At 71.9% G+C, this 25,677-nt stretch carries 36 protein-coding genes and 1 tRNA gene; 21 read left to right on the forward strand and 16 right to left on the reverse strand.

Translation table 11 applies throughout. The features are described 5' to 3' along the window. Positions 1-60 precede the first annotated feature (60 nt). The 3 genes from KALB_RS06105 to xrtP are packed head-to-tail and all read right to left on the reverse strand — an operon-like array spanning position 61 to position 2,741. Complete coding sequence (locus KALB_RS06105) at positions 61-786, reverse strand: nucleotidyltransferase domain-containing protein (RefSeq protein ID WP_236650324.1); 726 nt, start codon at positions 784-786, stop codon at positions 61-63. Positions 787-819: 33 nt separating this feature from the next. Next, a complete protein-coding gene (locus KALB_RS06110; RefSeq protein WP_042221727.1) occupies positions 820-2,145 on the reverse strand; it encodes an XrtP-associated glycosyltransferase in 1,326 nt (441 codons plus the stop codon). A 44-nt stretch (positions 2,146-2,189) separates the two neighbouring features. Further along, positions 2,190-2,741, reverse strand: coding sequence for an exosortase P (xrtP, locus tag KALB_RS06115; RefSeq protein WP_420811817.1), 552 nt, complete (start codon positions 2,739-2,741; stop codon positions 2,190-2,192). Between the two features lie 349 nt (positions 2,742-3,090). On the opposite strand from xrtP, the gene KALB_RS06120 reads away from it, so the two are divergent. From KALB_RS06120 to KALB_RS06130, 4 genes are all read left to right on the forward strand, one after another. Next, positions 3,091-3,867: a choice-of-anchor protein CoaP gene (locus KALB_RS06120; RefSeq protein WP_025354841.1), complete on the forward strand. Its 777-nt coding sequence runs from the start codon at positions 3,091-3,093 to the stop codon at positions 3,865-3,867. Positions 3,868-3,884: 17 nt separating this feature from the next. After that, positions 3,885-4,058 (forward strand): LAXTG motif-containing small protein, encoded by a 174-nt coding sequence (locus tag KALB_RS46310; RefSeq protein ID WP_148309369.1) that lies wholly within the window; start codon positions 3,885-3,887, stop codon positions 4,056-4,058. Between the two features lie 56 nt (positions 4,059-4,114). Continuing rightward, a complete protein-coding gene (wecB, locus tag KALB_RS06125; RefSeq protein WP_042221729.1) occupies positions 4,115-5,263 on the forward strand; it encodes a non-hydrolyzing UDP-N-acetylglucosamine 2-epimerase in 1,149 nt (382 codons plus the stop codon). A 181-nt stretch (positions 5,264-5,444) separates the two neighbouring features. Then, positions 5,445-6,089, forward strand: a complete 645-nt coding sequence (locus tag KALB_RS06130; protein ID WP_148309370.1) for a hypothetical protein — start codon at positions 5,445-5,447, stop codon at positions 6,087-6,089. A 16-nt stretch (positions 6,090-6,105) separates the two neighbouring features. Here KALB_RS06130 and KALB_RS06135 read toward each other — a convergent pair whose 3' ends face one another. Together KALB_RS06135 and KALB_RS06140 are read right to left on the reverse strand one after the other, a co-directional pair. Continuing rightward, positions 6,106-6,675, reverse strand: coding sequence for a nicotinamidase (locus KALB_RS06135; RefSeq protein ID WP_025354844.1), 570 nt, complete (start codon positions 6,673-6,675; stop codon positions 6,106-6,108). Positions 6,676-6,688: 13 nt separating this feature from the next. After that, a complete protein-coding gene (locus KALB_RS06140; RefSeq protein WP_025354845.1) occupies positions 6,689-7,972 on the reverse strand; it encodes a nicotinate phosphoribosyltransferase in 1,284 nt (427 codons plus the stop codon). 79 nt (positions 7,973-8,051) lie between these two features. Between KALB_RS06140 and clpS the strand changes: the two genes are divergently transcribed. The 8 genes from clpS to KALB_RS06180 all read left to right on the forward strand — a co-directional run bounded on the left by clpS (position 8,052) and on the right by KALB_RS06180 (position 12,430). Beyond that, positions 8,052-8,339 (forward strand): ATP-dependent Clp protease adapter ClpS, encoded by a 288-nt coding sequence (gene clpS / locus KALB_RS06145; RefSeq protein ID WP_025354846.1) that lies wholly within the window; start codon positions 8,052-8,054, stop codon positions 8,337-8,339. Further along, the gene (locus KALB_RS06150) at positions 8,336-8,893 is read left to right on the forward strand and encodes a DUF2017 domain-containing protein (RefSeq protein WP_025354847.1); all 558 of its coding nucleotides are present in this window, start codon (positions 8,336-8,338) and stop codon (positions 8,891-8,893) included. Before clpS ends, KALB_RS06150 begins: the two co-directional genes overlap by 4 nt. Then, positions 8,890-9,897, forward strand: coding sequence for a P1 family peptidase (locus KALB_RS06155; protein WP_030110947.1), 1,008 nt, complete (start codon positions 8,890-8,892; stop codon positions 9,895-9,897). The genes KALB_RS06150 and KALB_RS06155 overlap by 4 nt, the downstream gene beginning before the upstream one ends. Then, on the forward strand, positions 9,894-10,127 hold the full coding sequence (locus KALB_RS06160) for an ATP-dependent Clp protease adaptor ClpS (protein ID WP_025354849.1): 234 nt from the start codon (positions 9,894-9,896) through the stop codon (positions 10,125-10,127). The genes KALB_RS06155 and KALB_RS06160 overlap by 4 nt, the downstream gene beginning before the upstream one ends. Further along, complete coding sequence (locus tag KALB_RS06165) at positions 10,124-10,639, forward strand: DUF2017 family protein (RefSeq protein ID WP_025354850.1); 516 nt, start codon at positions 10,124-10,126, stop codon at positions 10,637-10,639. The genes KALB_RS06160 and KALB_RS06165 overlap by 4 nt, the downstream gene beginning before the upstream one ends. Before the next feature lies 1 nt (position 10,640). Continuing rightward, a complete protein-coding gene (locus KALB_RS06170; RefSeq protein WP_030110948.1) occupies positions 10,641-11,105 on the forward strand; it encodes a M67 family metallopeptidase in 465 nt (154 codons plus the stop codon). Between the two features lie 85 nt (positions 11,106-11,190). Next, positions 11,191-11,469, forward strand: coding sequence for a MoaD/ThiS family protein (locus KALB_RS06175; protein ID WP_025354852.1), 279 nt, complete (start codon positions 11,191-11,193; stop codon positions 11,467-11,469). A gap of 10 nt (positions 11,470-11,479) precedes the next feature. Next, positions 11,480-12,430 carry a PLP-dependent cysteine synthase family protein gene (locus tag KALB_RS06180; protein ID WP_025354853.1) on the forward strand — a complete coding sequence of 317 codons (951 nt, stop codon included), beginning with the start codon at positions 11,480-11,482 and terminating at the stop codon, positions 12,428-12,430. Positions 12,431-13,080: 650 nt separating this feature from the next. Here KALB_RS06180 and KALB_RS06185 read toward each other — a convergent pair. Continuing rightward, positions 13,081-13,929, reverse strand: a complete 849-nt coding sequence (locus KALB_RS06185) for an SMP-30/gluconolactonase/LRE family protein (protein WP_025354854.1) — start codon at positions 13,927-13,929, stop codon at positions 13,081-13,083. A 61-nt stretch (positions 13,930-13,990) separates the two neighbouring features. Here KALB_RS06185 and KALB_RS06190 point away from each other — a divergent pair, with 61 nt between their 5' ends. From KALB_RS06190 to KALB_RS06205, 4 genes are read left to right on the forward strand one after another with little or no spacing between them, the layout of a single operon-like run. Beyond that, positions 13,991-14,629 (forward strand): rhomboid family intramembrane serine protease, encoded by a 639-nt coding sequence (locus KALB_RS06190; protein WP_025354855.1) that lies wholly within the window; start codon positions 13,991-13,993, stop codon positions 14,627-14,629. Positions 14,630-14,679: 50 nt separating this feature from the next. Continuing rightward, positions 14,680-15,360 carry a rhomboid family intramembrane serine protease gene (locus KALB_RS06195; RefSeq protein ID WP_025354856.1) on the forward strand — a complete coding sequence of 227 codons (681 nt, stop codon included), beginning with the start codon at positions 14,680-14,682 and terminating at the stop codon, positions 15,358-15,360. Then, positions 15,357-16,175 (forward strand): glutamate racemase, encoded by an 819-nt coding sequence (gene murI, locus KALB_RS06200; RefSeq protein ID WP_025354857.1) that lies wholly within the window; start codon positions 15,357-15,359, stop codon positions 16,173-16,175. Before KALB_RS06195 ends, murI begins: the two co-directional genes overlap by 4 nt. Next, positions 16,172-16,942: an MBL fold metallo-hydrolase gene (locus KALB_RS06205; RefSeq protein WP_025354858.1), complete on the forward strand. Its 771-nt coding sequence runs from the start codon at positions 16,172-16,174 to the stop codon at positions 16,940-16,942. Before murI ends, KALB_RS06205 begins: the two co-directional genes overlap by 4 nt. Here KALB_RS06205 and KALB_RS06210 read toward each other — a convergent pair whose 3' ends face one another. Continuing rightward, complete coding sequence (locus tag KALB_RS06210) at positions 16,943-17,581, reverse strand: DUF2231 domain-containing protein (protein WP_025354859.1); 639 nt, start codon at positions 17,579-17,581, stop codon at positions 16,943-16,945. Positions 17,582-17,638: 57 nt separating this feature from the next. Between KALB_RS06210 and rph the strand changes: the two genes are divergently transcribed. Both rph and rdgB read left to right on the forward strand, forming a co-directional pair. After that, positions 17,639-18,430 (forward strand): ribonuclease PH, encoded by a 792-nt coding sequence (gene rph / locus KALB_RS06215; protein ID WP_025354860.1) that lies wholly within the window; start codon positions 17,639-17,641, stop codon positions 18,428-18,430. After that, complete coding sequence (gene rdgB / locus KALB_RS06220; RefSeq protein WP_025354861.1) at positions 18,427-19,032, forward strand: RdgB/HAM1 family non-canonical purine NTP pyrophosphatase; 606 nt, start codon at positions 18,427-18,429, stop codon at positions 19,030-19,032. The genes rph and rdgB overlap by 4 nt, the downstream gene beginning before the upstream one ends. 47 nt (positions 19,033-19,079) lie before the next feature. On the opposite strand, the gene KALB_RS06225 is transcribed toward rdgB, so the two are convergent. The 7 genes from KALB_RS06225 to KALB_RS06255 form a co-directional block, all read right to left on the reverse strand. Beyond that, positions 19,080-19,337, reverse strand: a complete 258-nt coding sequence (locus KALB_RS06225) for a hypothetical protein (RefSeq protein ID WP_025354862.1) — start codon at positions 19,335-19,337, stop codon at positions 19,080-19,082. Then, a complete protein-coding gene (locus tag KALB_RS43665; protein WP_025354863.1) occupies positions 19,328-19,867 on the reverse strand; it encodes a TNT domain-containing protein in 540 nt (179 codons plus the stop codon). The genes KALB_RS06225 and KALB_RS43665 overlap by 10 nt, the downstream gene beginning before the upstream one ends. A gap of 43 nt (positions 19,868-19,910) precedes the next feature. After that, entirely contained in the window at positions 19,911-20,249 is a 339-nt protein-coding gene (locus KALB_RS06235) for a DMT family transporter (RefSeq protein ID WP_030110952.1), read from the reverse strand. A gap of 250 nt (positions 20,250-20,499) precedes the next feature. Beyond that, the gene (locus tag KALB_RS06240) at positions 20,500-21,156 is read right to left on the reverse strand and encodes a serine hydrolase (RefSeq protein WP_025354865.1); all 657 of its coding nucleotides are present in this window, start codon (positions 21,154-21,156) and stop codon (positions 20,500-20,502) included. Positions 21,157-21,194: 38 nt separating this feature from the next. After that, positions 21,195-21,668 carry a thioredoxin-dependent thiol peroxidase gene (bcp, locus tag KALB_RS06245; RefSeq protein WP_025354866.1) on the reverse strand — a complete coding sequence of 158 codons (474 nt, stop codon included), beginning with the start codon at positions 21,666-21,668 and terminating at the stop codon, positions 21,195-21,197. 35 nt (positions 21,669-21,703) lie between these two features. Continuing rightward, positions 21,704-22,252: a hypothetical protein gene (locus KALB_RS06250; protein ID WP_030110954.1), complete on the reverse strand. Its 549-nt coding sequence runs from the start codon at positions 22,250-22,252 to the stop codon at positions 21,704-21,706. A gap of 324 nt (positions 22,253-22,576) precedes the next feature. Beyond that, on the reverse strand, positions 22,577-23,056 hold the full coding sequence (locus KALB_RS06255) for an SRPBCC family protein (RefSeq protein ID WP_236650185.1): 480 nt from the start codon (positions 23,054-23,056) through the stop codon (positions 22,577-22,579). Positions 23,057-23,085: 29 nt separating this feature from the next. On the opposite strand from KALB_RS06255, the gene KALB_RS49765 reads away from it, so the two are divergent. Beyond that, a complete protein-coding gene (locus KALB_RS49765) occupies positions 23,086-23,655 on the forward strand; it encodes a TetR/AcrR family transcriptional regulator (RefSeq protein WP_025354869.1) in 570 nt (189 codons plus the stop codon). A gap of 11 nt (positions 23,656-23,666) precedes the next feature. Beyond that, positions 23,667-24,239: a TetR/AcrR family transcriptional regulator gene (locus KALB_RS06265; RefSeq protein WP_025354870.1), complete on the forward strand. Its 573-nt coding sequence runs from the start codon at positions 23,667-23,669 to the stop codon at positions 24,237-24,239. Here the strand turns inward: KALB_RS06265 and KALB_RS06270 are convergent, their stop codons facing one another. Both KALB_RS06270 and KALB_RS06275 read right to left on the reverse strand, forming a co-directional pair. Continuing rightward, a complete protein-coding gene (locus tag KALB_RS06270; RefSeq protein ID WP_025354871.1) occupies positions 24,240-24,860 on the reverse strand; it encodes an alpha-ketoglutarate-dependent dioxygenase AlkB family protein in 621 nt (206 codons plus the stop codon). It abuts the gene before it with no gap. Between the two features lie 333 nt (positions 24,861-25,193). After that, positions 25,194-25,267: transfer RNA gene (locus KALB_RS06275), tRNA-Leu, on the reverse strand. A gap of 86 nt (positions 25,268-25,353) precedes the next feature. Between KALB_RS06275 and KALB_RS06280 the strand changes: the two genes are divergently transcribed. Then, on the forward strand, positions 25,354-25,575 hold the full coding sequence (locus KALB_RS06280; RefSeq protein WP_025354872.1) for a DUF3618 domain-containing protein: 222 nt from the start codon (positions 25,354-25,356) through the stop codon (positions 25,573-25,575). Positions 25,576-25,677 lie beyond the last annotated feature (102 nt).

Consider the following 25,677-nt stretch of genomic DNA (forward strand, 5'->3'; position numbering starts at 1 on the left):
ACTCGCGGGGGTCAGTGACCTCAGCGAACCCGCCGCGCGAACGGAGAGAGCGCCAAGAACTCAGTGGTCGGTCATGTCGCCGAGGATGCGGCGGCCCACCTCGTGCACGGCGGCGGCGTGCACCTCGGTCACCGGGATGGACCGGTCCGCGCGCACGGCGGTGAGCTCGCGCAGCGGCGCCGCCAGGTCCGGCCACACCAACCCGGCCAGCTCGGCGCCGCGGGTCTTGCTGACGATCTCGCCGGTGCGGGCGGTGTGCCAGACCCGGGGCATGCCCAGGCCGGTCCACAGCAGCACCGGCGTGGTCTGCGCCATCGAGGCGGCCTGCGCCAGCAGCGGCTGCCAGTAGCTGTGCAGGGTGTGGCGGCACGCCTCCCGCGCGGCGGGCACGTCGGCGGGGCTGGCGGGCCGGTCCCCGCGCACCGTGACGGCCGTGGTCGCCAGCTGGAGCCAGGTCACGGCGTCGGGCTGGTAGGTCGGGCGGCTGTCGCGCAGCTCGCCCTCCCGTGCCCACCAGGCCGTTGCCGCCTCACGCCACGGCTTGGCCAGCTCGCCGGGCAGGAAGTAGAGCGCGTCCACGTCCACGCCGGCCCCGTGCGCGTCGGCGATCGCGAGCAGGTCCTCGGTGTCCGGTACGCGGTCCAGCTCGACGACCAGGTCCAGGTCGGAGCTGGCCGGGTTGTGGTCGCCCAGCGCGGCTGATCCGACCACGTGCACGGCCCGGACCACCTCGGGCGCCGCTTGCTCGATCTTGCTCAGGTGTCCCTCGACGGCCTCCGGGATCATGATCACGCAGCGCAGCCTACTGGAGCGTAAAGCTCAGGCGTCGAGCGCGATCACCCCCGCCGCGACCTCCGTGTTGCGCCTGGTCTTCGCCCACCCGTTGCGACCGCGAACCAGCCTGCTCACGGCCCGCCAGGAGGTGATGTAGAAGGTGTAGATGTACAGCGCGTAGCCGAACCCGTAGGCGATGCCGCGCAGGAAGCCCGCCTCGGGGTGGCAGCGGCTGCGGTAGATCGGGCCCCACACCAGGAACGGCAGCAGGCCGAAGCAGCCGTAGACGGCGAACAGGATCCAGGCCCCGCCGGTGAACCACTGCCACACCGCCGAGGGGTCGCCCACCGTGCGCGCGGCCAGCATCGCGAACGGGATCGGGTAGATCAGGCTGCCGAGCAACTGCATCCACGGCTGGGACAGGTAGTACATCATCTCCGCGGCGCCCAGGGTGGTCAGGTGCTCGGAGTCCCAGATGCGCCGCACGTAGCGCGCGCACTGCATCGTGCCCTGGCCCCAGCGGGTGCGCTGGGCGAGGAACCGGCGCAGGCTGTAGAGCGCCTCCTGGTCGACGTGGGTGTCCCTGCTGTAGCCGGTCTTCCAGCCCTCGGTGAGCAGGTGCACGCCCAGCTCGAAGTCCTCCAGCAGCGAGCCGCGCCAGGGCGTGCCGTCCGCACCCGCGATGGAGTCCAGCGCGGACAACCGGGTGAACTGCCCGTTGCCGCCCATGGAGATCGTGCCGGTGTAGCCGCGGGAGAGCTGGATCGCCGAGATCGCGGTGCGGAACTCCAGGTCCTGCATGCGCACCAGGTACGCCCCGGTCCACCGCTTGAACCGGCTCGCGCCCGGCTGCCTGCGGCCCGCGTTGATCATCCGCACGTCGATCTGCACCGCGCCCACACGCGGATCCCCGAACAGGTGCTCGGCCGCGCACACGGTCAGGCAGTTGGCCGCGGGCCTGCCGTCGGCGTCCACCACGACGACCACCGCGCGATCCGGGTCGGCGTGCCTGCCCATCCAGTGCCTGAGCGCCCGGTACGCCGCGTTGAGCGCGTCCCCCTTGCCGGTGCGGGCGTAGGGCCGGTACCGCTGCACGAGGTGGATGTGCTTGTCGGCGCTGCCCTCGTTGCGCCGCATCGCGCGGACCACGCTGGCGGTGCGGTCGTCCGAGTCATCGTCGATGATCCACACGTGGGCCAGCGGGAAGGTCCCGCGCAGGTAGCGGATCGTGTCCCCGATGACCGCCTCCTCGTCCCGGCAGGGCACCAGGAAGTGCCACTCCAGCAGGGACGGGTCGCCGACGGGGGCAGGTTTGTGCCGCAGGAAGGGCACCACGATGAGGAACACGTAGGTGAGGAAGGCCACGCTCATGGTCAGCGCGAGGGCCTGGGTGAAGCCCAGCAGCACCTGGAGGTTCACGCGGTGCGCTCCGACTTCGGCCCGCGGGTGGCCAGCCAGACGAACAGCACCAGGGCCGCGGCGCCGCCGATGACGCTGACCATCGAGCCGAGCAGCGTGTGGCCCAGGTAGTAGCCCTGGTCGATGCCCAGCCAGTTGACCAGGCCGACCAGGGTGAGGATGCGCAGCTGGTTGACGACCACCAGGGCCAACGCGGCCACCCCCAGCGAGAACAGCACGCGGCGGGCGATGCGCGGGCGCAGCGCGATCATCACCGCGGCCACCACGATCAACGGCACCAGCAGGAACGCCGAGGTGCACTCGGGAGTCATCTGCAGGCCGAGCGGGGTGTCGGTGGTGAGTCCGAAGTAGACGGTCTGGCGGTCGGGCACCACCCGCACGCCCGAACTGGTGACCAGGCTGATCACCCCGCCCGCCAGGGCGATCTCGGCGGTGCGGTAGATCCGGTGGCCCAGCACGAGCGCCACGGCGAGGGCCGCGAGCAGCAGGACGAGCACTCTGGCCACGCCGCGGTTCGCGGGCATCGGCAGGGGATGAACGGCCGTCACACCTGGTCCTTTCCGGTTCAGTGCATCCAGCGAGGTATCGGAGCACTCCTCGATCCGCTGAACGGCCGGAACGGGTGGCTGGTTGACGCCGGGAAGAATGAATCAGGCACCCTGAGTAGCGATCACTGGGCGATCCGGGTGCACCTAGTCCCTCCACAGGGGGACGGATCTTTGCCTGGTTCGGGTGAACCGCAATAGTCATCGCCGCAAGCCGTGAGTACCCACGGAGCTGAGCAAAGCTCGGATATCCCGGTGCACGGTCATGCCAGTGCCCTCGACGTCGCAATGGATGCGGGGATCTTTCGCGTCTAGGTGGCCTGGACAGGTAACGACTACTGGAGGGAAACACATGCGGATGCGCATGCTGCGACGGGGCGGGCTGATCGGTCTGGCCGCCACCGCCGCGCTGCTCGCCGGCACGGCCCCGGCCTGGGCGGACGCCGGTGACGGCACCGCCAAGGGTGCCACCGTGGACGTCAAGCTGCTCGGCGCGGACGCGGTGAAGGCCGGTCCGTTCGCCTCGGCCCAGGCCAACTCCTCGCCCAAGAACAGCTTCCTCGGTGTGAAGCTGAACGGTGTGCTCAGCACCGGTGTGATCAACGCCTCGGCGCACCGCGACGAGGACAGCGGCGAGGTGGACGCGGCCGCCAGCATCGTCGGCGCCAAGGTCGACCTGCTCAAGGCGCTCGGAGCCCCGATCTCCGCGGACGTCATCGAGGCCAGGTGTACGGCCACCCAGCAGGGCCAGCACGGTTCGGCCAAGCTGGCCGGGGTCAACCTCGGTGCGCTGGGCAAGGTCGCCGCCGACCCGGCCCCGAACACCGAGCTCGCACTGGGCCTGGCGGGCGTCAACATCGCCAAGGTCGTGTTCAACGAGCAGGTCCGCGGTGAGGACGGCAGCCTGACCGTGAACGCCGTGCACATCCGGCTGCTCGGCGGGGTGCTCGGCTCGATCGGTTCCGGTGACGTCGTATTGGCCTCGGCCACCTGCGGCCCCGCCGGGCTGCCCATCCCGATGGCCTCCGGCGCCGGTCTGTGGATCGGCCTCGGACTGCTCGGCGCGGCGGCGGTGCCCGCGGCGCTGGTGGTCACCCGCCGTCGCCGCCTCGCCACCGCGACGGCCTGAGCCCGGAGGACTTCGCTGTGTACAAGGTTCCGGGCGCCACCGGCACCATCGGCGGAGCTGGGGCGCTGGCCATGACCGGTGCCGATCTCGTGTGGTGGATCGCGTTCGGCGTCGTGCTGCTGGTGGCCGGACTGCTGTTGGTGCACGCCTCGCGCCGCAGGCGCAGGTTGTCCGCGAAATCGGTGCGGTGAAACAGGTGCCGGTGGGTCTGGCAGGGCCCACCGGCACCGCGCGAGAGGAGAACGCGGTGACCGACGAGGTGCTGCTGCTGGCCGGGACCAGGCCCGAGGCGCTCAAGGTGGCCCCGGTGGCCCTGGCGCTGGAGGAGGTGCCCTGGCTGCGCCCCGTGATAGTCCACAGTGGACAGCACGTGGGCATGGTCGAACAGGCGTTGGTGCCCTTCGGGCTTCGCCCCGACGTGTTCCTGCCGCTGCGCAGGGAGATCGGCAGCCAGGCGGAGCTGGTCTCCGCGCTGCTGCCCCGGCTGGACGAGCTGATCGTGCGCCGTGGCCCGGCCGCCGTGCTGGTGCAGGGTGACACCTCCACCGCGCTGGCGGGTGCGCTGGCCGGGTACTGGCGTGGTGTGCCCGTGGCGCACCTGGAGGCCGGGCTGCGCACCGGGGACCTGGGTTCGCCCTTCCCCGAGGAGGGCAACCGGCAGATGATCGCCAGGATCGCCGCGCTGCACCTGGCGCCGACCGAGGCCGCCGCGCGGGCCTTGCGGTCGGAGTCCTTGCCGGGCAAGCAGATCGTGGTCACCGGCAACACCGTGGTCGACGCGCTGACCCACGTGGCCGGTGCCGGGCTGCCCGCGCGCAGCCCGGTGCTCGCCGGGCTGGAGCGTCAGCTGGACGCCGAGGGCGGTCGGCTCGTGCTGACCACCTTGCACCGCAGGGAGTCCTGGGGGTTGCCCGCCGACCGGGTGCTCGCCGCGGTGCGGTCGGTGGTGGACCGGCACCGGGACGTGCACGTGCTGCTGCCCGTACACCCCAACCCGGCGGTGCGCGCGCAGGTGCTCGGCGCGCTGCAGGGCCACGACCGGATCTGGATCTGCGAGCCGCTGGACTACCCGGACCTGGTGCGCGCCCTGCGCCGCAGCGCCCTGGTGATCACCGACTCCGGGGGCATCCAGGAGGAGGCGCCCAGCTTCGGCGTGCCGGTACTGGTGGTGCGGGACAGCACGGAGCGGACCGAGGCCGTGGACGCGGGCTACGCGTGGCTGGTCGGCACCGATGACACGCGGATCGTCGCCGAGGCCGACTGGGTGCTCAGCTCCGGCCTGCGCCTGCCCACCGGCCGCAACCCCTTCGGCGACGGCCAGGCCGCCGGCCGCGTGGTGTCCGCCCTGCGCCGCCTGCTCGGCGCCCGCGAACGGGAACTGGTCGGGGCTGGGTGATGCCATGAAAGTGCCGTTGCTGGCGTTGAGTGCCAGGAACGGCACTTTCATGGCACGCCGGGGGTGTCACCCGACCGGGTAAGGATTGCGGCTTTTGGGTTACGACCTTGCGGCCGTTTGCAGATGATCGGAGCCGTGGAGTGCCCGCAGGAGGGTGGGCACGGGTACCGGAAGGACGAAGATGCGGAGCAGGAGCGTGCGGCGGATCGGGGCCGGGGCGGTCGTGGTGGCCACGGCGCTGGTGGTCAGTGCGGTCCCCGCCCAGGCGACACCGCAGGGCCAGACCTCGCTGGGTTCGGTCAAGGTGGTGCGCGGCAACCAGCCGATGACCCTGGAGCCGCTGGCCCAGTGCGACGTCACCGGCACGCAGGACAACTCCAGCCAGGGTGCCGCGGTGCGCAACGTGGCCAGCTTCGGCAGCGGCACCACGAAGTGCACCCAGGACACCGCGAACAAGACGGCCAAGATGGAGGCCACCGGCTCGAAGTTCGCGTTCACCGCGCTGGTGCCCTACGGCGGCCCGCGCATCGAGCTGGCCAACTACACGGCCAGCTGCGCGGCGAGCACCAACGGCACCCAGGCCAGCTTCCAGTTCAGCGGGCTCAGGGGCGTCACGGTGGACACCCCGATCCCGCAGAACACCGCCGTGCTGGTCGGCCCGGCCGACAAGCCCCAGGCGAAGGTGATCTTCAACGAGATCACCCTCGCCCAGCCCAGCGACGGCAGCGTGTCGATCAACATGATGCACATCGTGCTGTTCCCCAACGGGGGGCCGCTCAGCGGCGACGTCCTCGTGGGCGCGGCGGCCTGCTCACCGGTGAAGTGAGCCGGCGCTCGTCGGCTCAGCCCAGCTTGGGCGAGCCGACGAGCCGTACGCCCGCCGAGCGCAGTTCCTCCAGCGCGGAGTCCACGGTGTGCCCGGCCACGCCCGCGGTCAGTTCCAGCAGCACGGTGGTCTGGAAGCCCTCGCGCCGCGCGTCCAGCGCGGTGGCCCGCACGCAGTGGTCGGTGGCGATGCCCACCACGTCCACCTGGTCCACCCCGTGCTCGCGCAGCCAGCCCGCCAGCGTGCTGCCCTGCGGACCGGTGCCCTCGAACCCGGAGTAGGCCGCGGCGAACGCGCCCTTGGAGAACACCGCCTGCACCCCGGCCACGTCCAGCTCGGGGTGGAACGAGGCGCCCGCCGTGCCCGCCACGCAGTGCACCGGCCAGCTCGTCACGAAGTCGGGCTCGGAGCTGAAGTGCTCGCCGGGATCCACGTGGTAATCGCGGGTGGCCACCACGTGGTCGTAACCGCCCGCCGCGATGTGCGCGGAGACCTGCACCGCGACGGCCGAGCCACCGGTCACCGCCAGCGAGCCGCCCTCGCAGAAGTCGTTCTGCACGTCCACGACGATCAGTGCGTTGGCCATCAGGGGTACCTCCTCAGCCGAACACGGTCGGGATCGCGGGTTCGCCGTGCGAGAGCTTCAGGCCCTCCCACGGCACGCTGACCAGCGCCTGGCGGAGCCGGTCGCGGCTCTGCTCGATGGTCGGCAGCCCGTCCACCTGTTGTCCAGCCCGCAGCAGGGGGATCTGCAACTCGCGGTCGTGCTCCCCGGGCTGCGGCCGTGCCCCGGCCTGGTAGACGACCTCCTCCACGGCGGTGCCGGTCTGCTTGTACCGGCGCAGCGCGCCCTTGCGCCCGCCGCGCGACTCCTTGTGCGAGCTGCGCTTGGCCACCGGCCTGCCGTCCACCTCGACCAGCTTGTAGACCATGCCCGCCGTGGGCGCCCCGGAACCGGTGACCAGTGAGGTGCCCACCCCGTAGGCGTCCACCGGCTCGGCCCGCAGCGCGGCGATCGCGAACTCGTCCAGGTCCCCGGACACGACGATCTTGGTGTTGCGCGCGCCGAGCGAGTCCAGCTGCTCGCGGGCCTGCCTGGCCAGCGGCCCCACGTCCCCGGAGTCGATGCGCACCGCGCCCAGTTCGGGACCGGCCACCTGCACGGCGGTGGCGATGCCCTGGGTGATGTCGTAGGTGTCCACCAGCAGCGTGGTGCCCGCGCCGAGCTTGTCCACCTGCGCGCGGAAGGCCGCGGCCTCGCTGTCGTGCAGCAGGGTGAAGGCGTGCGCCGAGGTGCCCGCGGTGGGGATGCCCCAGCGGCGGCCCGCCTCCAGGTTCGAGGTGGCGGTGAACCCGGCCAGGTAGGCGGCCCGCGCGCAGGCCACGGCGGCCTCCTCGTGGGTGCGGCGCGAGCCCATCTCGATCATGCGACGGCCGTTGGCCGCGGTCACCATGCGGGCCGCCGCGGAGGCGATCGCGCTGTCGTGGTTGAGGACGGACAGGGCCAGGGTCTCCAGCACCACACCCGCGGCGAAGGGCGCCCGCACGGTCAGGATCGGCGAGCCGGGGAAGTACAGCTCACCCTCCGGGTAGCCGTCCACCTCGCCGGTGAACTCGTAGTCCGCGAGCCAGTCCAGCGCCTCCCGGTCCACGACCCCCGCAGCGGCCAGTTGGCTCAGCTCGGCCTCGCCGAACCGGAACGCCTCGATAGCTGCGAGTAGTCGTCCGGTGCCCGCGACTACCCCGTACCGGCGGCCGTCGGGCAGCCTGCGGGCGAACACCTCGAACACGCAGGGGCGGTCTGCCGTGCCGTCGCGCAGGGCGCTGGACAGCATCGTCAGCTCGTAGTGGTCGGTGAGCAGCGCGGTGCTCGGACTGGTCATGACCGATCAGCCTAGGCGGTGCTGGTAAGAGGTAACGCTATGTCGTACACCACGCCGCGTGACGTGACACCATTGGCGTATGAGCACGCCCGTGGAACAGGAGCGGACGCTGGGTGACCCGGTGAGCAGCCAGGACAAGCCCTGGCTCACGATCGTCTGGAACGACCCGGTGAACCTGATGTCCTACGTCACGTACGTGTTCCAGAAGGTCTTCGGTTACAGCCGGGACCAGGCGACCAAGCTGATGCTCGACGTCCACCACAAGGGCAGGGCGATCGTGTCGTCCGGATCGAAGGAGAAGGTCGAGGCGGACGTGGCGAAACTCCATGCGGCCGGGCTGTGGGCGACCATGCAGCACGACTCATGAACGGCTGGCAGCGGTGCGGTGAGGAGGTGCTGGCCTCGCTGGACCGGCAGGAGGCGGCCATCCTGCGCGGACTGGTCGGCCAGGTGCTGGACATGCTGGAGGCCAGGGCGGCGGAGGCCCCCGAGGACGAGCTCGCCGAGCTGACCGGCATCCAGGTGGGGTCCTCGCAGGCGCCGGACGACCCGATCCTGGGCCGGTTGCTGCCCGACTTCCACCGGCTCGACGACGACGCGCCCGCCAAGGCCGACCAGGACTCCGCCGCCGCCCTGCGCTCGCTGCACGAGCCCGGGCTGCTGCGGTCCAAGTCGCTGGTGGCCGAGACAGTGCTGAGCACCTGCCCGCCCGACGGCGGGGACGTGGTGCTGAGCCTGGCGCAGGCCGAGGCCTGGCTGTCGGCGATCAACGACGTGCGGCTGGCCCTGGGCACCGCGCTGGACGTCACCGAGGACATGCCCGACGAGCTGCCCGAGGACGACCCGCGCTCCTCACACCTGGGCGTCTACCACTGGCTGACCTGGGTCCAGGAGAGCCTGGTCAGCGCGGTGCTCACGTGAGCGTTCCCGCGCCAGGGGCGAACTCGATCACCGACGTGCCCGGGGTGCTGGTCGGTCACCACCAGCGGCTGGAGCCCGGCTGGGCCACCGGCACGACCGTGGTGCTGGTGCCGCACGGCGCGGTGGCCGGGGTGGACCAGCGCGGCGGGGCGCCCGGCACGCGGGAGACCGACCTGCTCGCGCCCTCCCGGCTGGTGCAGCGGGTGCAGGCGATCTGCCTGACCGGGGGCAGCGCGTACGGGCTGGCCGCCGCCGACGGGGTGATGCGCTGGCTGGCCGAGCGCGGTCACGGCGTGGCCGTCGGGCAGCTGCCGCACGAGGTGGTGCCGATCGTGCCCACCGCGGTGCTGTTCGACCTCAAGCTGAGCGACTGGGGCAACCGGCCGGATCCCGGGTTCGGCTACGCGGCCTGCGAGGCGGCCAGTGCCGACCCGGTGGTGCAGGGCTGCTTCGGTGCCGGGACGGGGGCGCGTGCGGGCTCGCTCAAGGGCGGCATCGGCACAGCGAGCACCCTCGTGAACGGGCACACCGTGGGCGCCGTGGTGGCGCTGAACGCGGCGGGTGAGGCCGTGAACCTGGCGACCGGGTTGCCCTGGGCGGTGGACCACGAGGTCGGCGGGGAGTTCGGGCTGACCACGCCCGGGGCGCCCGCGGTGGCACTGGCGCCCAAGGTGTCCCCGCTCAACACCACGATCGGCGTGGTGGCCACCGACGCGGCACTGGACAAGGCCGAGTGCGGGCGCATGGCCACGATCTCCCACGACGGCATGGCCAGGGCGATCCGGCCCGCGCACGGCATGTTCGACGGGGACACGATCTTCTCCCTGGCCACCGGCGCCCGCGAGCTGGGCCCGGCGCGGCCGGTGGAGCTCAACGCCCTGTACGAGGCCGCGGCCGAGGTGCTCGCGCGGGCCGTGGTGCACGCACTGCTGGCCGCTTCGACCGTCGGCGGGGTACCGGCCTACCGTGATGCCTGGCCCGACGCGGTGGGGAGGAAGCGGTGACCTGGCGGGTGCTGGTGCACAACGACGCGATCAACTCGTTCGCCGCCGTGGCGTACGCGCTGGTCCGCGTGCTGTCCATGCCGGTGGAACACGCGGCCGCGGCCGCGCGGCAGGCGTACGAGTCGGGAGTTGCCGAGATCGGCGCCTACACCGAGCGGGAGCCCGCCGAGGCGATCACCGCGCGGTTGCAGGCCTTCGGGCTGAACGCGTCGATCGAGGTGGCGGCATGACCGGGGACATCGAGCTGTTCGTGGACGAGGAGACCGTCTACCTCAAGCTCTCCGAGCAGGCCAGGCAGACCTTGCGCGAGGCGGTCGGCTGGCTGCTGCACTACGTGGGGCCCTGGCCGGAGGGGCAGAAGTTCCTGGAGCGGCTGCGCTACCCCGGCCAGCGCATGTCCATGCTCGCCAGGATGTTCCCGCAGGCCTACCCGTACGGGCCGACCGCGGCCGAGTTCCACCAGCGCTTCGGCGAGCTGCTGCGGTTCAACCTGGTCTCCGCAGCGCAGCGCCTGCTGGCCTCGCTGGACGGGCCCGGGCCGGTGCGCTGCGACCTGGACGCGGTGGACGAGTGGGTCATGGTGCTCGGCCAGACTCGGCTGGTCTACGGGCCCAGGGAGCGCCCGGCCGTCGAGGTGGCCGCCTGGCTGACTCGCGTCCAGCAGGAACTGGTGCTCGCCGTCCAGCCGGAACTGGCGACCTGGTCTTTCCCAACCACCGGGACGACTTCCGCCACCCCTTAGGATGGTGCACGTGCTGGTGATCCGTCGTGACCTGGTCGAGGCGATGGTCGCGCACGCCCGTCGTGACCACCCCGACGAGGCGTGCGGGGTGATCGCGGGCCCGGCCGCCACCGGCCGCCCCGAGCGCTTCGTGCCGATGCTCAACGCGGCCCGGTCCCCGACCTTCTACGAGTTCGAGTCCGGCGACCTGCTCAGGCTCTACCGCGAGATGGACGCCAACGACGAGGTGCCGGTGGTCGTCTACCACTCGCACACCGCCACCGAGGCGTACCCCTCGCGCACCGACGTGTCCTACGCGGGTGAGCCCGAGGCGCACTACGTGCTGGTGTCCACCCGTGACCCCGAGGAGCACGAGCTGCGCTCCTACCGGATCGTCGACGGCGAGGTCACCGAGGAGCCCGTGCAGGTCGTCGAGTCGTACATGTTCTCCCACACCGGCGCCGACGACGTGCCCGACGCGGGCTGAACCACCCAGTTCCGCGCCGGGAATAGCGTGTGGTCCCCGCGCGTCTGCACCAACAGTCCAGGCCGATCGCGGAGGTTTACCAACAATGGCCGTCACCGTGTCCATCCCGACCATCTTGCGCACGCACACCGCCGGGGAGAAGTCCGTGCAGGCCAGCGGCGCCACGCTGGCCGAGGTCATCGACGACCTGGAGGCCAACCACGGCGGGCTCAAGTCCCGCCTGGTCAAGGACGGGGTCCTGCACCGGTTCGTCAACGTCTACGTCAACGACGAGGACGTGCGCTTCTCCGGTGGCCTGGAGGCCAAGGTCGCCGACGGGGACAACGTGACCATCCTGCCGGCGGTGGCCGGCGGCAGCCGGTAGCACCCGCGCCGTGGCCCGCTACGACTCGCTGCTCGACGCGCTGGGCGACACCCCGCTGGTGGGGTTGCCCCGGCTCTCGCCATCGCCGCAGGTCCGGCTGTGGGCCAAGCTGGAGGACCGCAACCCGACCGGCTCGATCAAGGACCGGCCCGCGCTGGCCATGATCGAGGCGGCCGAGGCCGACGGCGTGCTGCGGCCCGGCTGCACCATCCTGGAGCCCACCTCGGGCAACACCGGGATCGCACTGGCCATGGCCGCCAAGCTCAAGGGCTACGGCCTGGTCTGCGTGATGCCGGAGAACACCTCCACCGAGCGCAAGCAGCTGCTGGCCGCCTACGGCGCGCGGATCGTGTACTCGCCCGCCGCGGGCGGCTCCAACCAGGCCGTGGCCACCGCCAAGGAACTGGCCAAGCAGAACTCCGACTGGGTGATGCTCTACCAGTACGGCAACCCGGCCAACGCCCACGCGCACTACGCGGGCACCGGCCCGGAGATCCTGCGCGACCTGCCCACCGTGACGCACTTCGTGGCCGGGCTGGGCACCACCGGCACGCTCGTCGGCGCGGGCCGCTACCTGCGCGAACACAAGCCCGACGTGCAGATCATCGCCGCGGAGCCGCGCTACGGCGAGCTGGTCTACGGCCTGCGCAACCTGGACGAGGGCTTCGTGCCCGAGCTGTACGACGCCGAGGTGCTCACCGGGCGCTACTCGGTGGGCTCCTACGACGCGCTGCGCCGCACCAGGCAGTTGCTGGAGACCGAGGGCATCTTCGCGGGCATCTCGACCGGGGCGATCCTGCACGCGGCGCTCGCGGCCGCGGACAAGGCGCACGCGGCGGGCAAGGAGGCCGACGTGGTCTTCGTGGTCGCCGACGCGGGCTGGAAGTACCTGTCCACGGGGGCCTACGCCGGGACCCTGGACGAGGCCGCGCAACGCCTCGACGGCCACCTCTGGGCCTGAGTCCCCGGGACTCGCCGCCAGGCCGACGGCGAGTCCCGCCCAGCCGCGCGTGAGTCCCGCTTACCGGTGCGTGAGTCCCGCCCAGCCGCGGGCGAGTCCCGCTGAGCCGTGCGTGAGTCCCGCCCAGACACCGCGTGTCGGCGCTTCGCGCACCGCGTGTTCGTCGGTCCGGAACGGTGTGTCGGCGTTTCCGGGGCCGCGTGTCGGACGTTCCGGAGTGGTGTGTCGGCGCTTCCGGTAGGCCGTGTTCGCGCTCCCCGTATCCCGCGAGTCCCGCTTACCGGTGGGCGAGTCCCGCCCAGCCGCGCGTGAGTCCCGCTTACCGGTGGGCGAGTCCCGCCCAGCCGCGCGTGAGTCCCGCTTACCGGTGGGCGAGTCCCGCCCAGCCGCGCGTGAGTCCCGCTTACCGGTGGGCGAGTCCCGCCCAGCCGCGCGTGAGTCCCGCTTACCGGTGGGCGAGTCCCGTTCTGTGGTGCGTGAGTCCCGCTCCCTGGTGGGCGAGTCCCGTCCTGCGGTGCGCGGGTCCTGTCCTGCGGTGCGCGAGCCCTCCCAGCTGCCCGCGTGTCCCGCTTACCGGTGCGTGAGTCCCGCCCAGCCGTCCGCCAGTCTCGCCCAGCGCGCGCCCGCGCAGTCCCCCCGTCAGGCCACGCTCAGCCCGTGAACACCGTGCCCGGCTGGCCCACGCCAATGCCCGGCAGCACCAGCACCGAACCGTCCAGCTCACCGGGCTCGTCCAGGCCCACACGGGCCGAGGTCACGTACAGGTCGGTGAAGTCCGCGCCACCGAACGCGCAGGCCGTCGGCTGCTGGACCGGCATCGCCACTTCGCGGTCCAGCCGCCCGTCGGGGGTGTAGCGGCGCACGGCGGATCCGCCCCACAGCGCCACCCACACACACCCCTCGGCGTCCACGCACAGACCGTCCGGGAAGCCATCCGTGCCCTCGACCGAGCACAACGGCCGCCGGTTGACCGCCTCGCCGCCGTCCAGGTCGTAGTCGAAGACGTCGATGCGCCGGGTCGGGGTGTCCACGTAGTACATGAGCCGGGTGTCCGGGCTCCAGCCGATGCCGTTGCTGATCGTCACCGAGTCCAGCACGACCTTGGCCGCGCCGTCCGGCTCGACCCTGGCCAGCCACCCGCCGCCCGTGCCCTCGTCGTAGCGCATGGTGCCCGCCCACAGCCTCCCCGCCGGGTCCACCGCCGCGTCGTTGCCGCGCACGCCCTCGCGTGCCCAGTACACCAGCCAGCGCCGCGTCCCGTCCCCGTCGAGCAGCGCCACCCCGTCGCGCAGGTTGGCCACCAGCCCACCGCCCGCCCGGGGCTTCGCCGCGCCGACGTGCTGCGGCAACTCCATGATCACGTCAGAACCCCGCAGCGGGTCGTACCGGTGCACCGCACAACCCAGGATGTCCACCCAGAGCAGGGTCGAACTCCCCGGATCCCAGGTCGGTCCCTCACCCAGTTCCGCAGTGGCACGCACCGCAACCTCAGCCAGCACCGGTTCACCCTAGGGGTTCCTCCCGATGTCGACGGTGCCCGATCCGACTTACGCTCGATCCGTGACCACAGTTCCCGCGGCGCCTGCCGCCGGCAAGCGCGTGAACCGGGTCCTGCCGCCCAAGCCGCTGCAGGCCGCGATCGTCATCGCCGGGTTCACCGCTCTGCTGTACCTGGTGGAGTTCGTCAACCTCGCGTTCCTGCACGGAACACTGGTCGGCTACGGCATCCGCTCGCGCGAGGTGTCCGGGCTGCTCGGCGTGCTGTTCGCCCCGCTGCTGCACCAGGGCTGGCCGCACCTGATCGCCAACACCGTCCCGGTGCTGCTGTTCGGCTTCCTGGCGATGGCCGTCGGCACCCGGGTGTGGGTCGCGGTCACGGCGGTGATCTGGCTGGTCAGCGGGCTGGGCGTGTGGCTGACCGGGCCCGAGGGCGCGGTGACGGTCGGCGCCTCGGGCATCGCCTTCGGCTGGCTGGTCTTCCTGCTGGTGCGCGGCCTGTTCAACCGCAGCATCAAGCAGCTGCTCGCGGCGGCGGTGCTGTTCTTCTACTGGGGCGGCGTGCTGTGGGGCCTGCTGCCGGGCGCGGACCCGGGCATCTCCTGGCAGGCGCACCTGTTCGGCGCGTTCGGCGGGCTGCTCACCGCCTGGCTGGTCAGCCGCGCCGACCGGGCCACCACGAGGCGCCAGCTCACCGCCTGATCCGCACCGATCCGCCCCGGGTTGTCAGACCCCCGTCCTAGCCTTGTCCTGTGAGCACGAGTCCCGAACTAGCCGCCAAGCCGCCGAAGCCACCGCGGCACCCGGCCAAGCGCGTGCTGCCGCCCAACCCGGTGCGGGCGGTCGCGCTGGTGCTGGGCTTCATGGCGCTGCTCTACGCCCTGCAGGTGCTCAACGTGCTGACCCTGTACTCGCTCAACTCCTGGTTCGGCCTGCGCCCGCGCGACCTGTTCGCGTTGCAGGACGTGCTGTTCTTCCCGCTGCTGCACGCCAGCTGGCAGCACCTGGTCGACAACTCCGTGCCGCTGATGATCTTCAGCTTCCTGGCCATGTCGGGAGGGACCAGGCAGTTCCTGAAGGTCACCGCCCACGTCTGGCTGCTCGGTGGCCTGCTCACCTGGCTGATCGCCCGCCCGGAGGGCGTGGTCGGCGCTTCCGGGCTGATCTTCGGCTACCTGACGTTCCTGCTGGCCAGGGGCATTTTCGTGGGGAGCATCCCGCAGTTCCTCATCGCCGCGGTGCTGGCCTTCGCCTACGGCTGGGTGTTCGTGCTGGTCCTGCCCTCCTCCGCCAACCCGGACGTCTCCTGGGAGGGCCACCTCTGCGGGGCGGTGGCCGGGGTTTACGCCGCTTGGCGGGTCGCCAGCGACTACCGGGAGTCCTTACAACGCACCCCGACGCCGCCTGCCCTGCCCGGTAGCCTCGGGGTGTGACCGCTGCTGACGCACCGATTGGGATCTTCGACTCCGGCGTTGGCGGTCTGACCGTCGCGCGTGCTGTCCTGGACCAGTTGCCCGCCGAGCGGCTGCGCTACGTCGGCGACACCGCCAACAGCCCGTACGGGCCGCTACCGATCGCACAGGTGCGCCGCAACTCGCTCGCGGTGGCCGACAGCCTGGTCGCCAGCGGGGTCAAGATGCTGGTCATCGCGTGCAACACCGCCTCGGCCGCCTGCCTGCGCGACGCCAGGGAGCGCTACGAGGTGCCGGTAGTCGAGGTCGTGCTGCCCGCGGTGCGCAGGGCGGTGGCCACCACGCGTTCCGGCAACGTGGGCGTCATCGGCACCCTCGGCACGGTGCAGTCCGGTGCCTACGCCGACGCCTTCGCCGCGGCCAAGGACATCAAGGTCACCAGCGTGGCCTGCCCCAGGTTCGTGGACTTCGTGGAGCGCGGCATCACCTCCGGCCGCCAGGTGCTCGGCCTCGCCGAGGCGTACCTGGAGCCGCTGCACCGCGCCGAGGTGGACACGCTGGTGCTGGGCTGCACGCATTACCCGCTGCTCACGGGCGTGCTGCAGATCGTCATGGGCCAGGGCGTCACCCTGGTGTCCAGCGCCGAGGAGACCGCCAAGGACGTGGTCCGCGTGCTCACCGAGCGGGAGCTGCTGCACGAGCCGGTCGGTGAGCAGCAGCCCGACCACGAGTTCCTGGCGACCGGTCCGGCCGAGCCCTTCGAGAAACTGGCCCGCAGATTCTTGGGGCCGCAGGTTGGAGCGGTCACGACCGCCATGTCACCATCCGCGCCGTGAAGCTCACGATCCTCGGTTGTTCGGGCAGCATCCCCGGGCCGGCTTCGCCGGCCGCCGGGTACCTCGTCGAGGCGGACGGGTACCGGCTGGTGATCGATTTGGGTAACGGCACGCTGGCCGCCCTGCAGGCGGTGTGCGATCCGTTCGAGGTGGACGCGCTCGCGTTCTCCCACCTGCACCCCGACCACTGCGCGGACTTCACCGCACTGACCGTGCTGCGCAGGTACCGCCCCGCTCCACCCTACGACCCGACGCAGCGGCGGCTGCCGGTGCACGGGCCCTCCGACGCGCCGAGCCGGTTCGCCGCCGCCTACGCGCCCAACGAGGTCGAGCGGGCCGAGACCGACCTGAGCGACGTGTTCCAGTTCCACCCGCTGACCGAGCACGCCGTGCAACTTGGGCCGCTCAAGGTCACCGCGGCCAGGGTCGCGCACCCCTGCGAGGCGTACGGGTTCCGGGTCGAGCACGACGGTCGCGCACTGGCCTACACCGGGGACACCGGCCCGTGCCCCGCGCTGGACGAGCTGGCCCAGGGCGTGGACCTGCTGCTGGCCGAGGCCACCTGGACCGACTCGCCGCGCCGGCCCGCTGACCTGCACCTGTCCGGGCGGCAGGCCGGTGAACTCGCCGAACGGGCCGAGGTGGGGCGGTTGCTGCTGACCCACATCGCGCCGTGGACCGATCCTGAGGTGGTGCGCGCCGAGGCCGTGGCGGCCTTCTCCGGTCAGGTGCTGGTCGCCAGTCCGGCCGCGGTGTACGAGGTGTGATCAGCGGCTGCCGCCGACGCCCTTCCACACGGCCGAGGCCCCGCTGTCGCCGACCTTGTAGACCTCGTAGCCGACCGCCGCGGCCGTGGCCACCACCGCCACCGACACCAGCACCGTGATCACCCGCCAGAACCGGGACACCCCGGCCGGTGTCGGCTCCCGGTGGTCGGCTGGCGCATCCTCGGGGCCACCGGCCGGTCCGGGCTCCTCGTCCAGGCTGTACACCCCGGCGGCCACCGGCTGCTGGCGCTGTGCGGGCTGCCCCACGCGTACCGCGGCGGTCCGCTCCCGGTCCGCGAGCCTGCCCGCGACCAGCAGGGCCACCAGGGCCACGCCGAACGCCAGGGCGTAGGGCAGCAGTCCGTCACCGAGCTCGGAGTGCCGGGTCAGGTCGGGGTTGTTCAGCGGGCCGAGGCTGGCCAGCAGCGCCTCCCCGGCCTGCTGGGTGATCGGCACCGCGGCGATGCCCAGCACGGCGAGCACCAGCACCGGCAGCCAGTACCGCCTTCGCCAGCGGGGCACCAGGGCGATGACCACCGCGCCGAGGGCCGCCAGGGGCAGCAGCACGACCACCAGGTGCACCAGCAGCGGGTGCAGGGGCAGGCCGTCGACGGTGAACGGGGCTGCGGCTACGTCCATGACAACCTCACGTCGGTGGCTCGTCGGCGGTTCAACAGGTGCCCGTAGGCTAAACCCGTGGTTAGAGCAGACGGCAGGAGCGACGACGCGCTCCGCGAGATCCGGATCACCCGTGGCTACCAGCAGTGGCCGGCCGGCTCCGTGCTGGTCGAGTTCGGCAACACCCGCGTGCTGTGCGCCGCGAGCGTCACCGAGGGCGTGCCGCGCTGGCGCGCCGGGTCCGGCCTGGGCTGGGTGACAGCCGAGTACGCGATGCTGCCCTCGGCCACGCACACCAGGGGCGACCGCGAGTCGATCAAGGGCAGGGTGGGCGGCCGCACGCACGAGATCAGCCGCCTGGTCGGCCGCTCGCTGCGCGCCTGCATCGACCTGGCCGCGCTGGGCGAGAACACGATCGTCATCGACTGCGACGTGATCCAGGCCGACGGGGGCACCCGCACCGCCGCGATCACCGGCGCCTACGTGGCGCTGGCCGACGCGGTGACCTGGCTGGGCGCGGCCGGTCGGCTGGCCGACCCCAAGCCGCTTGCCTGCTCGGTGTCCGCGGTCAGTGTGGGCGTCATCGACGGCCGGGTGCGCCTGGACCTGCCCTACGAGGAGGACTCGCGCGCCGAGGTGGACATGAACGTGGTCGCCACCGACGCCGGGACCCTGGTCGAGGTGCAGGGCACCGGCGAGGGCGCCACCTTCGCCCGCAGCACCCTGGACCAGATGCTGGACCTGGCGCTGGCCGGGTGCGCCGAGCTCGCCCGCCTGCAGACCGAGGCGCTGGCCCTGCCCTACCCGGGGCAGCTGCCCGAGCCCTCGCCGAGCAAGCGCTCGCGCGGCCACTCGGGGGCCAAGTCGTGAGTCGGGTGCTGCTCGCCTCCCGCAACGCCAAGAAGCTCGTCGAGTTGGAGCGGATCCTGGCCGCCGAGCAGGTGGCCGGGATCGAGGTGGTCGGCCTGGACTCCGTGCCGCCCTTCCCGGAGGCGCCCGAGACCGGCGCCACCTTCGAGGAGAACGCGCTGGCCAAGGCTCGTGACGCGGTGGCGGCCACCGGGTTGCCCGCGATCGCCGACGACTCCGGGCTGGCCGTGGACGCGCTCAACGGCATGCCCGGTGTGCTGTCCGCGCGCTGGTCCGGCGGGCACGGGGACGACGCCGCCAATCTGCGGCTCGTGCTCGGCCAGCTCGGCGACGTGCCCGAGGAGCGCCGCGGTGGCGCCTTCGTCTGTGCCGCCGCCCTCGTGCTGCCCAGCGGTGCCGAGGTCGTCGTGCGCGGTGAGTGGCGCGGTCAGCTCGTGCGGGAACCGCGTGGCGACAACGGGTTCGGCTACGACCCGATCTTCGTACCGGAGGGCGGGACCCGGACCTCGGCCGAGCTGGACCCCGCCGAGAAGGACGAGCTCTCCCACCGCGGCCGTGCCCTGCGCATGCTGGTGCCCCACCTGACCACGGCCCTGGCTTGATGCCATGAAAGTGCCGTTCGAGACATCTAGTGTCTCGAACGGCACTTTCATGACGGGCGGACGACCAGGCGGCCGGTCATGACGTGCTGCTCCACCAGGCGGCCGTACAGGTAGTAGCAGGCGCCGGTCTCGGTGCCGAACAGCTCGCGCGCACCGCGACCGCCATGCTCGGCGTAGAAGACCTCCCAGCCGTGGCCGGGCACGGGCAGCAGGCACCAGCGGTCCTCGGTGCGGGCGCCTAACGAGTACTCCTCGGCGCCGACCCCGGCGAGCTCCAGGTAGCGGGCGATGCTGCTCAAGCGCATGGTGTCACCTCGACCAGGTAGCCGTTGACGAGCAGGTCGTGCACCGTGTAACGCTCGCCGAGGTAGTGCTGCACCCCACCGCCGGGGTGGCCGAAGCAGGCGGCAGCGGGCCCGGACCACACGGGGACCGGCCGGTGCAGTTCGTACACGTGGTAGCCGGCGGCGAGGGTGTGCGGGGGCAAGGCGCGCAGCTCCCAGGCGAGGCCCAGGTCGGACAGGAACTGCCCACCGGTGCCGCCGAACCGGTCGACGACCCGGCCGGGGGCGAGCCAGATGGCGCGGCGTGCGCTGGGGGAGGCGAAGCCGTCGGGGTGCTGCGGGCCGACGGGGTAGCGCCAGCCAGCGGGCGGCTCGTGCCCGTCGACCTCGCACGGACAGGTCTTCAGCGCGCGCACGGTGGGGCTCGCCGCGCCCAGCCCACGGTGCTCGGGCACCACGCGGGGCTCGGCGAGCAGCCAGTCGGCATCCGGCTCCGGCTTGCCGTACCGCTCCAGCAGGTCATCGGGCTGGGGGAGCAGGTCGAGCACCATGCGCGGGAAGCACCATCCTGTCGTCGGTTGCCCGCGCAGTATGTCAAGCCGGGTGCGAGCTCACCCCGGACAGCTGCACGACCAGGACCCCGGCCAGGATCAGGCCCATGCCGCCGATGGTCATCGGTGTGATCGGCTCGGCGAACACGACCCGGTTGGCGAGCACGACCAGTGCGATGCCGCCGCCTGCCCACACGGCGTAGGTGACGGCCATCGGCACGCCGAGCCGGATCACCTGGGACTCCAGGTAGAAGGCGAGGCCGTAGCCGAGCACCATGCCGATCGAGGGCAGCAGCCGGGTCAGGCCGTCGGACATCTTGAGCATGACGGTCGCGAAGACCTCGGCGATGATCGCGAGAGCGAGCAGTATCCAGGGCACCATGGCAGAAAGTCCTGTGGGTGGGTGCGCGCCAGCGACCGAGGGCGCTGTGCCTCGGCCGGGTACGCGAAGGGGACCGCTGGGATCAGCGGCGAAGGAAGCTGGGGACGGTCAGTCCGCCGTCAACCACCCCGGGTCGGGAAGTGGACCCGCAGGACGAATTCGGAGGGAAGCTCGGGACCGCTTGGTGTGGGTATGCCACACACGGCGAAATCACCCTCTGCGCAGACTTGGGGCGGCTCGGTGCCTGCCCTTACAGCCACGTTACCCGATCGCGCACAACTTCGGTGGCAGCGTTGACCGCGGCGCGCGCCGTGTCCCAGTCGGTGTCCGGCGGGAACGCGGCCAGCACCACGACGATCCTCGGCCAGCCCTCGCCGACCAGCCCACTGGTGTGCAGCACCCGGTCCTGCGCGGTGACCGACCAGCCCTGCTTGATCGCCCAGGGGCGGGGGAACACGGCTGGCACGCCGAAGTACTGGTCGAAGCCGTCCGCCGCGTGGCGAGGTGCGTCGGCCAGCGCGCCGAGCACCAGTTCTCGGTGTGCTGCGGGCAGCACGTCGAGCACGTACTCGTAGGTGGTGACCACGTCAGCTGTGCTGATCGCGGTGTCGCCCCAGCGGCCGGGGATCAGCGGCGGCCTGGCCGTGGGCAGGCGCAGCCGCTCGATGGACCTGGTCACTACCTCAGGCCCGCCGTCGGCGTCCCACAGTTCGTTGGCCACGTCGTCGTCGCTGGCCGACAGCATCGCGTGCAGGCCGGGTACCTCGCCGTGGCGTGCGAGCACGTCCACTGCGATGAGCAGCTTCACCAGGGAGGCCGACCGGTACAGCTGCGCGGGCTGCTCCTCGTGCGGCGACCACCCCGCCCCGCGGTCGACCACGACGGCCGAGACCCTCGCGCCGGGCACGATCCGGCGCGCTGCCTCGGCGGCCGGGGCCTGCCCGTTCAGATGCCCAGGTCCTTGCGCAGCTTGGCCACGTGGCCGGTGGCGCGCACGTTGTACGAGGCCTTGGCGATCTTGCCCTCGGCGTCGACGATGAAGGTGGACCTGATCACCCCCTGCACGGTGCGGCCGTAGTTCTGCTTCTCGCCGAAGGCGCCCCACTCGGTCATCACGGCGCGGTCGGCGTCGGACAGCAGCGGGAAGGTCAGTCCTTCCTGCTCGACGAACTTGGCCAGCTTGGCGGGCTTGTCGGGGGAGATGCCCAGCACCGCGAAGCCCGCCTCGTTGAACTCGGCGAGGTTGTCCCGGAAGTCGCAGGCCTGCTTGGTGCAGCCCGGGGTGCCCGCGGCCGGGTAGAAGTACACGACCACCGACTTGCCCCGGTAGTCCGACAGCGAGACCTTGGTGCCCTCGTGGTCGGGCAGGGTGAACTCGGGGGCCTTGTCGCCAGCGGAAAGTCGCTGCTGCTCACTCATGACAGGGACGCTAGCGCGGGCCACCGACAAGTTCGTCAGGCGGTGCCCTGGAAGGAAGCGGACGGGGCGGCGCCGGAGACGTCGGGCTGCACCACCACGCGCAGCGAGGTCGGCTGCTTGGGCATGGCGAAGGCCAGGGTCAGCTTGGCCGACTTGCCCGGCGGGATGTCCTGCGCCGCGGCGACGAACCCGTTGAGGCCCTGCGCGGTGTCCACGACCTCCTGGGTGGCGGAGTTGCCCAGCAGCGCACGTACCGTCAGCTGGGACGGCTTGTACGGGGAGGCGGTCCCGTTGTCGATGGTCAACTCGAACACGGCGGCCCGGGCGGCCTGTGGGTAGGCGCTGCCGCTTGGCTTGATCGAGCGGGGCGCGGAGATGGTCACGACCAGCCCGCTGTTCCAGGTGTGCTGCTCGCCGAAGGCCGAGTACATGCCCGCCGCGTGCGGGGCCGCGCTGGACTGGCGGCCCGCGACCAGTGGCGTCTCGCTGCTCTCGACCGCGGACAGCTGTGTGGTGGCGGTCGCCGCACAACCGGTCAGCAAGGCCGCGGCACACCCCGCGACGACCAGCCTGACGATCCGCACTTCCCGCTCCTCGGCCACCGGCCCGGCACCGTCCGGACCAAACTGTTCCACCTTGGAGCCAGTTGGCCGATCGGGGCCATCGGATGCGGGCGTCGACACGCACCTGGTGCGAGCCTGTGGCCAAGCCGTGACCGAGCGGCGACGCGGCGTGGGCGCCACCACTGTTCGCGATGGCCCACGCCGGCCGGTGTGACGGCCCAACCGCCGTCCTCGTGCGCTTGGGTCCATCATCGGCACGCGGCTACGGGCAGCTCCAGGCTGGTCATCAACTTTTCACCTGTTCGGCGGGCGAACTCGGGGTGATCGGTCACCTCAGGTGCCCGATCATCCCTCGGCGGGGGACGTGCGCCGCGCCGACTCGGCGGCCAGGCCGGCCACGCAGCGGCGGATCACCGGCTCCAACGCGCGCCGGTACAGCCAGCCGGTGCCGGGCACCTTGGCGTTGAACGCCGAGCGCCAGTGGATGGTCGTGCCCGTCCCGTCCGGGGTCAGGTCCACGTCAGCGCGGTAGTCGCGGACAGCCAGCCCGGACAGCGCCTCGTAGCTGAACCGGCGCTGCGGCACCAGTTCGGCGACGCGTTCGCGCATCGTCACGGGCTTGGGGGCGCGCACCGTGCGGAACACCCGGATGGCGCCAACCCCCTCGGGCTCGTCCTGCCCGGCCCGCTCCAGCCGGAAGGAGTTGATCGGCGTCCACATCGGCCAGGTGGACCCGTCCCTGAGCAGGTCGTACACCGCTCCCGGCGGTGCCGGGGTGTGCGCGGTCGCCTCGATCGTGTGCCGTCTGTGTACCATCTGGTACATGTACCACTCGGTACACGAAGGGGGCAAGGGTGTCGGAGGCCAGGCAGCGGCTGCTGGACGGGGCCGTGCGGTACTTCGCCGAGCACGGGGTGGGCGAGCTGAGCCTGCGTGCCCTGGCCGCGGAGCTGGGCACCAGCCACCGGATGCTGATCTACCACTTCGGCTCCAGGGAGGGGCTGCTCGTCGAGGTGGTGCGCGCCGTGGAGCAGCGGCAGCGGGAGCTGCTCGCCGAACTGGACGGCAGCACGTGCACGGATCCGGTCGAGCTGGCCCGCGAGTTCTGGCGGCGGCTGTCCGCCCCGGAGAACTGGCCGCACATCAGGCTGTTCTTCGAGGTGTACGGGCAGGCTTTGCAGGGCAGGCCGGGCACGACCGGGCTGCTGGAGGGCATCGTGGACTCCTGGCTGGCGCCCTCGGCGGAGCTGGCCCGCGCACTGGGCGTGCCACCGGACCAGGCCCTGGCCAACGCGCGGTTGCAGGTCGCGGTGGCCAGGGGACTGCTGCTGGACCTGGTGGCCACCGGGGACAGGGGGGCCGTGGACGAGGCCGCCGAGCAGTTCGTCGCCGTGTTGACCGCGTGGGCGCGCCGGGCGCCCTAAGGTTTCAGGGCGTGACCGAAGGTGATCCGACGGCGAGCGGCAAGCCGCTGCGGGCCGACGCCCGGCGCAACCGGGCCAGGGTGCTCGCCGTGGCGCAGGACGTCTTCGAGGAGGAGGGCCTCGCGGTGCCGATCGACGAGATCGCCCGCAGGGCAGGAGTCGGGGTCGGCACGGTCTACCGGCACTTCCCGACCAAGGAGTCGCTGTTCGAGGCGATCGTCGTGGACCGGTTGCAGCGCATCGGGTCGCAGGCCAGGGAGCTGGCCGGTGCCGAGGACCCCGGTGCGGCCTTCTTCGAGTTCTTCGCCCGCATGGTGCGCGACGCCACGTTGAACCGAGCGCTGTCCGACGCGCTGGCCGCTACCACCGACTTCGACGAACTGGCCACCACCGAGGCGTCCCGGTCGATGATGGAGGGGCTGGGCGAGCTGCTGCGGCAGGCCCAGCGCAGCGGGGCGGTGCGGCCGGACATCGGGGTGGCGGAGGTCAAGGCGCTCATCGTGGGCTGCCTGTCCATGCGGCGGCACAGCGCGGACCAGCCGGAGCTGGTGGTCTCCGTGGTGTGCGACGGGATGCGGGCCTGATCAGCCGTCCAGGCCGGACACCCGCAGGGTGATGTTGAGCCGCCCGCTGGACAGCCCGATCGCAGGGTCGGCCGTGCCGGGCAGGGTCCTCGGCACGCCGTGGTAGGCCAGCCGCGAGGAACCGCCGAAGACGAACAGGTCCCCGGAGCGCAGCTCCACGTCGGTCCAGGGGCGGTTGCGGTGCTCGGTGTTGCCGAAGCGGAACACGCAGCTGTCGCCCAAGCTCAGCGACACCACGGGGTCCGGGCTGCGCTCCTCCCGGTCCTGGTGCATGCCCATGCGCGCGCTCGCGTCGTAGTAGTTGACCAGCGCCACGTCCGGCCGGTAGCCCGGGTCGCCCACCGCGCGGCGCCCCAACTCGGCCAGCCACTCGGGGAACGGCGTCACCGGACTGCCGTCCTCGGTCGTGCGCGAGTAGCGGTACGGGATCCACTGCCAGCCCAGGCAGACCGTGCGCACCGACATGACCCCGCCGCCGGGCAGCCGGGTCGCGCGCATGCCCGCCCGCGCCCAGCCCCGGCACGCCTCGACCAGCGCGCGCTGCTCCTCTGCGCTGAGCCAGTCCGGTACGTGCACCGCGCCGGGGGCGATCTCGGTGCGCTGCCTGGGGAACAGCTCCATGGCCCCAGCATGCACTGACGGGCAGGTCGGGCGAAGCCCGGCATCGGGGGTCTGGGGTCGTCTCCCAGACGGCATGGTCAGCGAGGTAGGCGCGTGCTGTTTGTGGGCAGACCTCGCCCGCTCATGAGTCGGGCGAAGCCCGGCATCGGGGGTCTGGGGGCGTCTCCCAGACGGCATGGCGAGCGAGGTAGGCGCGTGCTTTTCGCGCGCAGACCTCGCCCACTCGTGAGTCGGGCGAAGCCCGGCATCGGGGGTCTGGGGGTCGTCCCCCAGAAGACATGGCGAGCGAGATCGGCCCGCGCTGTTGGCGGGCAGACCTCGCCCACTCGCGAGTAGGACCGGTCGGACTCGAACCGACACTGGCACGGACCTAAACCGTGTGCCTCTGCCAATTGGGCTACGGTCCCAGCGGCGCAAGCGTAACGCCCCCACACCGGCACGCGTGGGGCTGGTCAACTACGGTGTGCTCGGTAGGCGCCGACAAGGAGACGAAGTGGCCCGCGATCCCGAGACCATCCAGCGCGAGATCGAGCAGGCTCGCGACGCCCTGGCCGCCACGCTGGACGAGCTGGGCACCAAGGCCAATCCGCAGCAGTACGTGGAGCAGGGCAAGGACGCCGTGCGCGCCAAGCTCAGCGACCCCCGGCTGCGCTACGCCCTGATCGGCGTCGGTGTGCTGGTCGGCGTGCTCGTCGTGCGCAGGCTGTTCCGCTAGTCCGGGACCCGGCTGTCCACAGGTGGCGAGTTGTCCACATGTGGATCTTCAGCATGATCAGGTGTCGGGGGCGGGCGGTAGACTGGTGACGGGGACGCCCCC

It is taken from the genome of Kutzneria viridogrisea DSM 43870 (assembly GCF_000525635.1).
In the GTDB taxonomy this organism is placed as follows: Bacteria; Actinomycetota; Actinomycetes; order Mycobacteriales; family Pseudonocardiaceae; genus Kutzneria; species Kutzneria viridogrisea.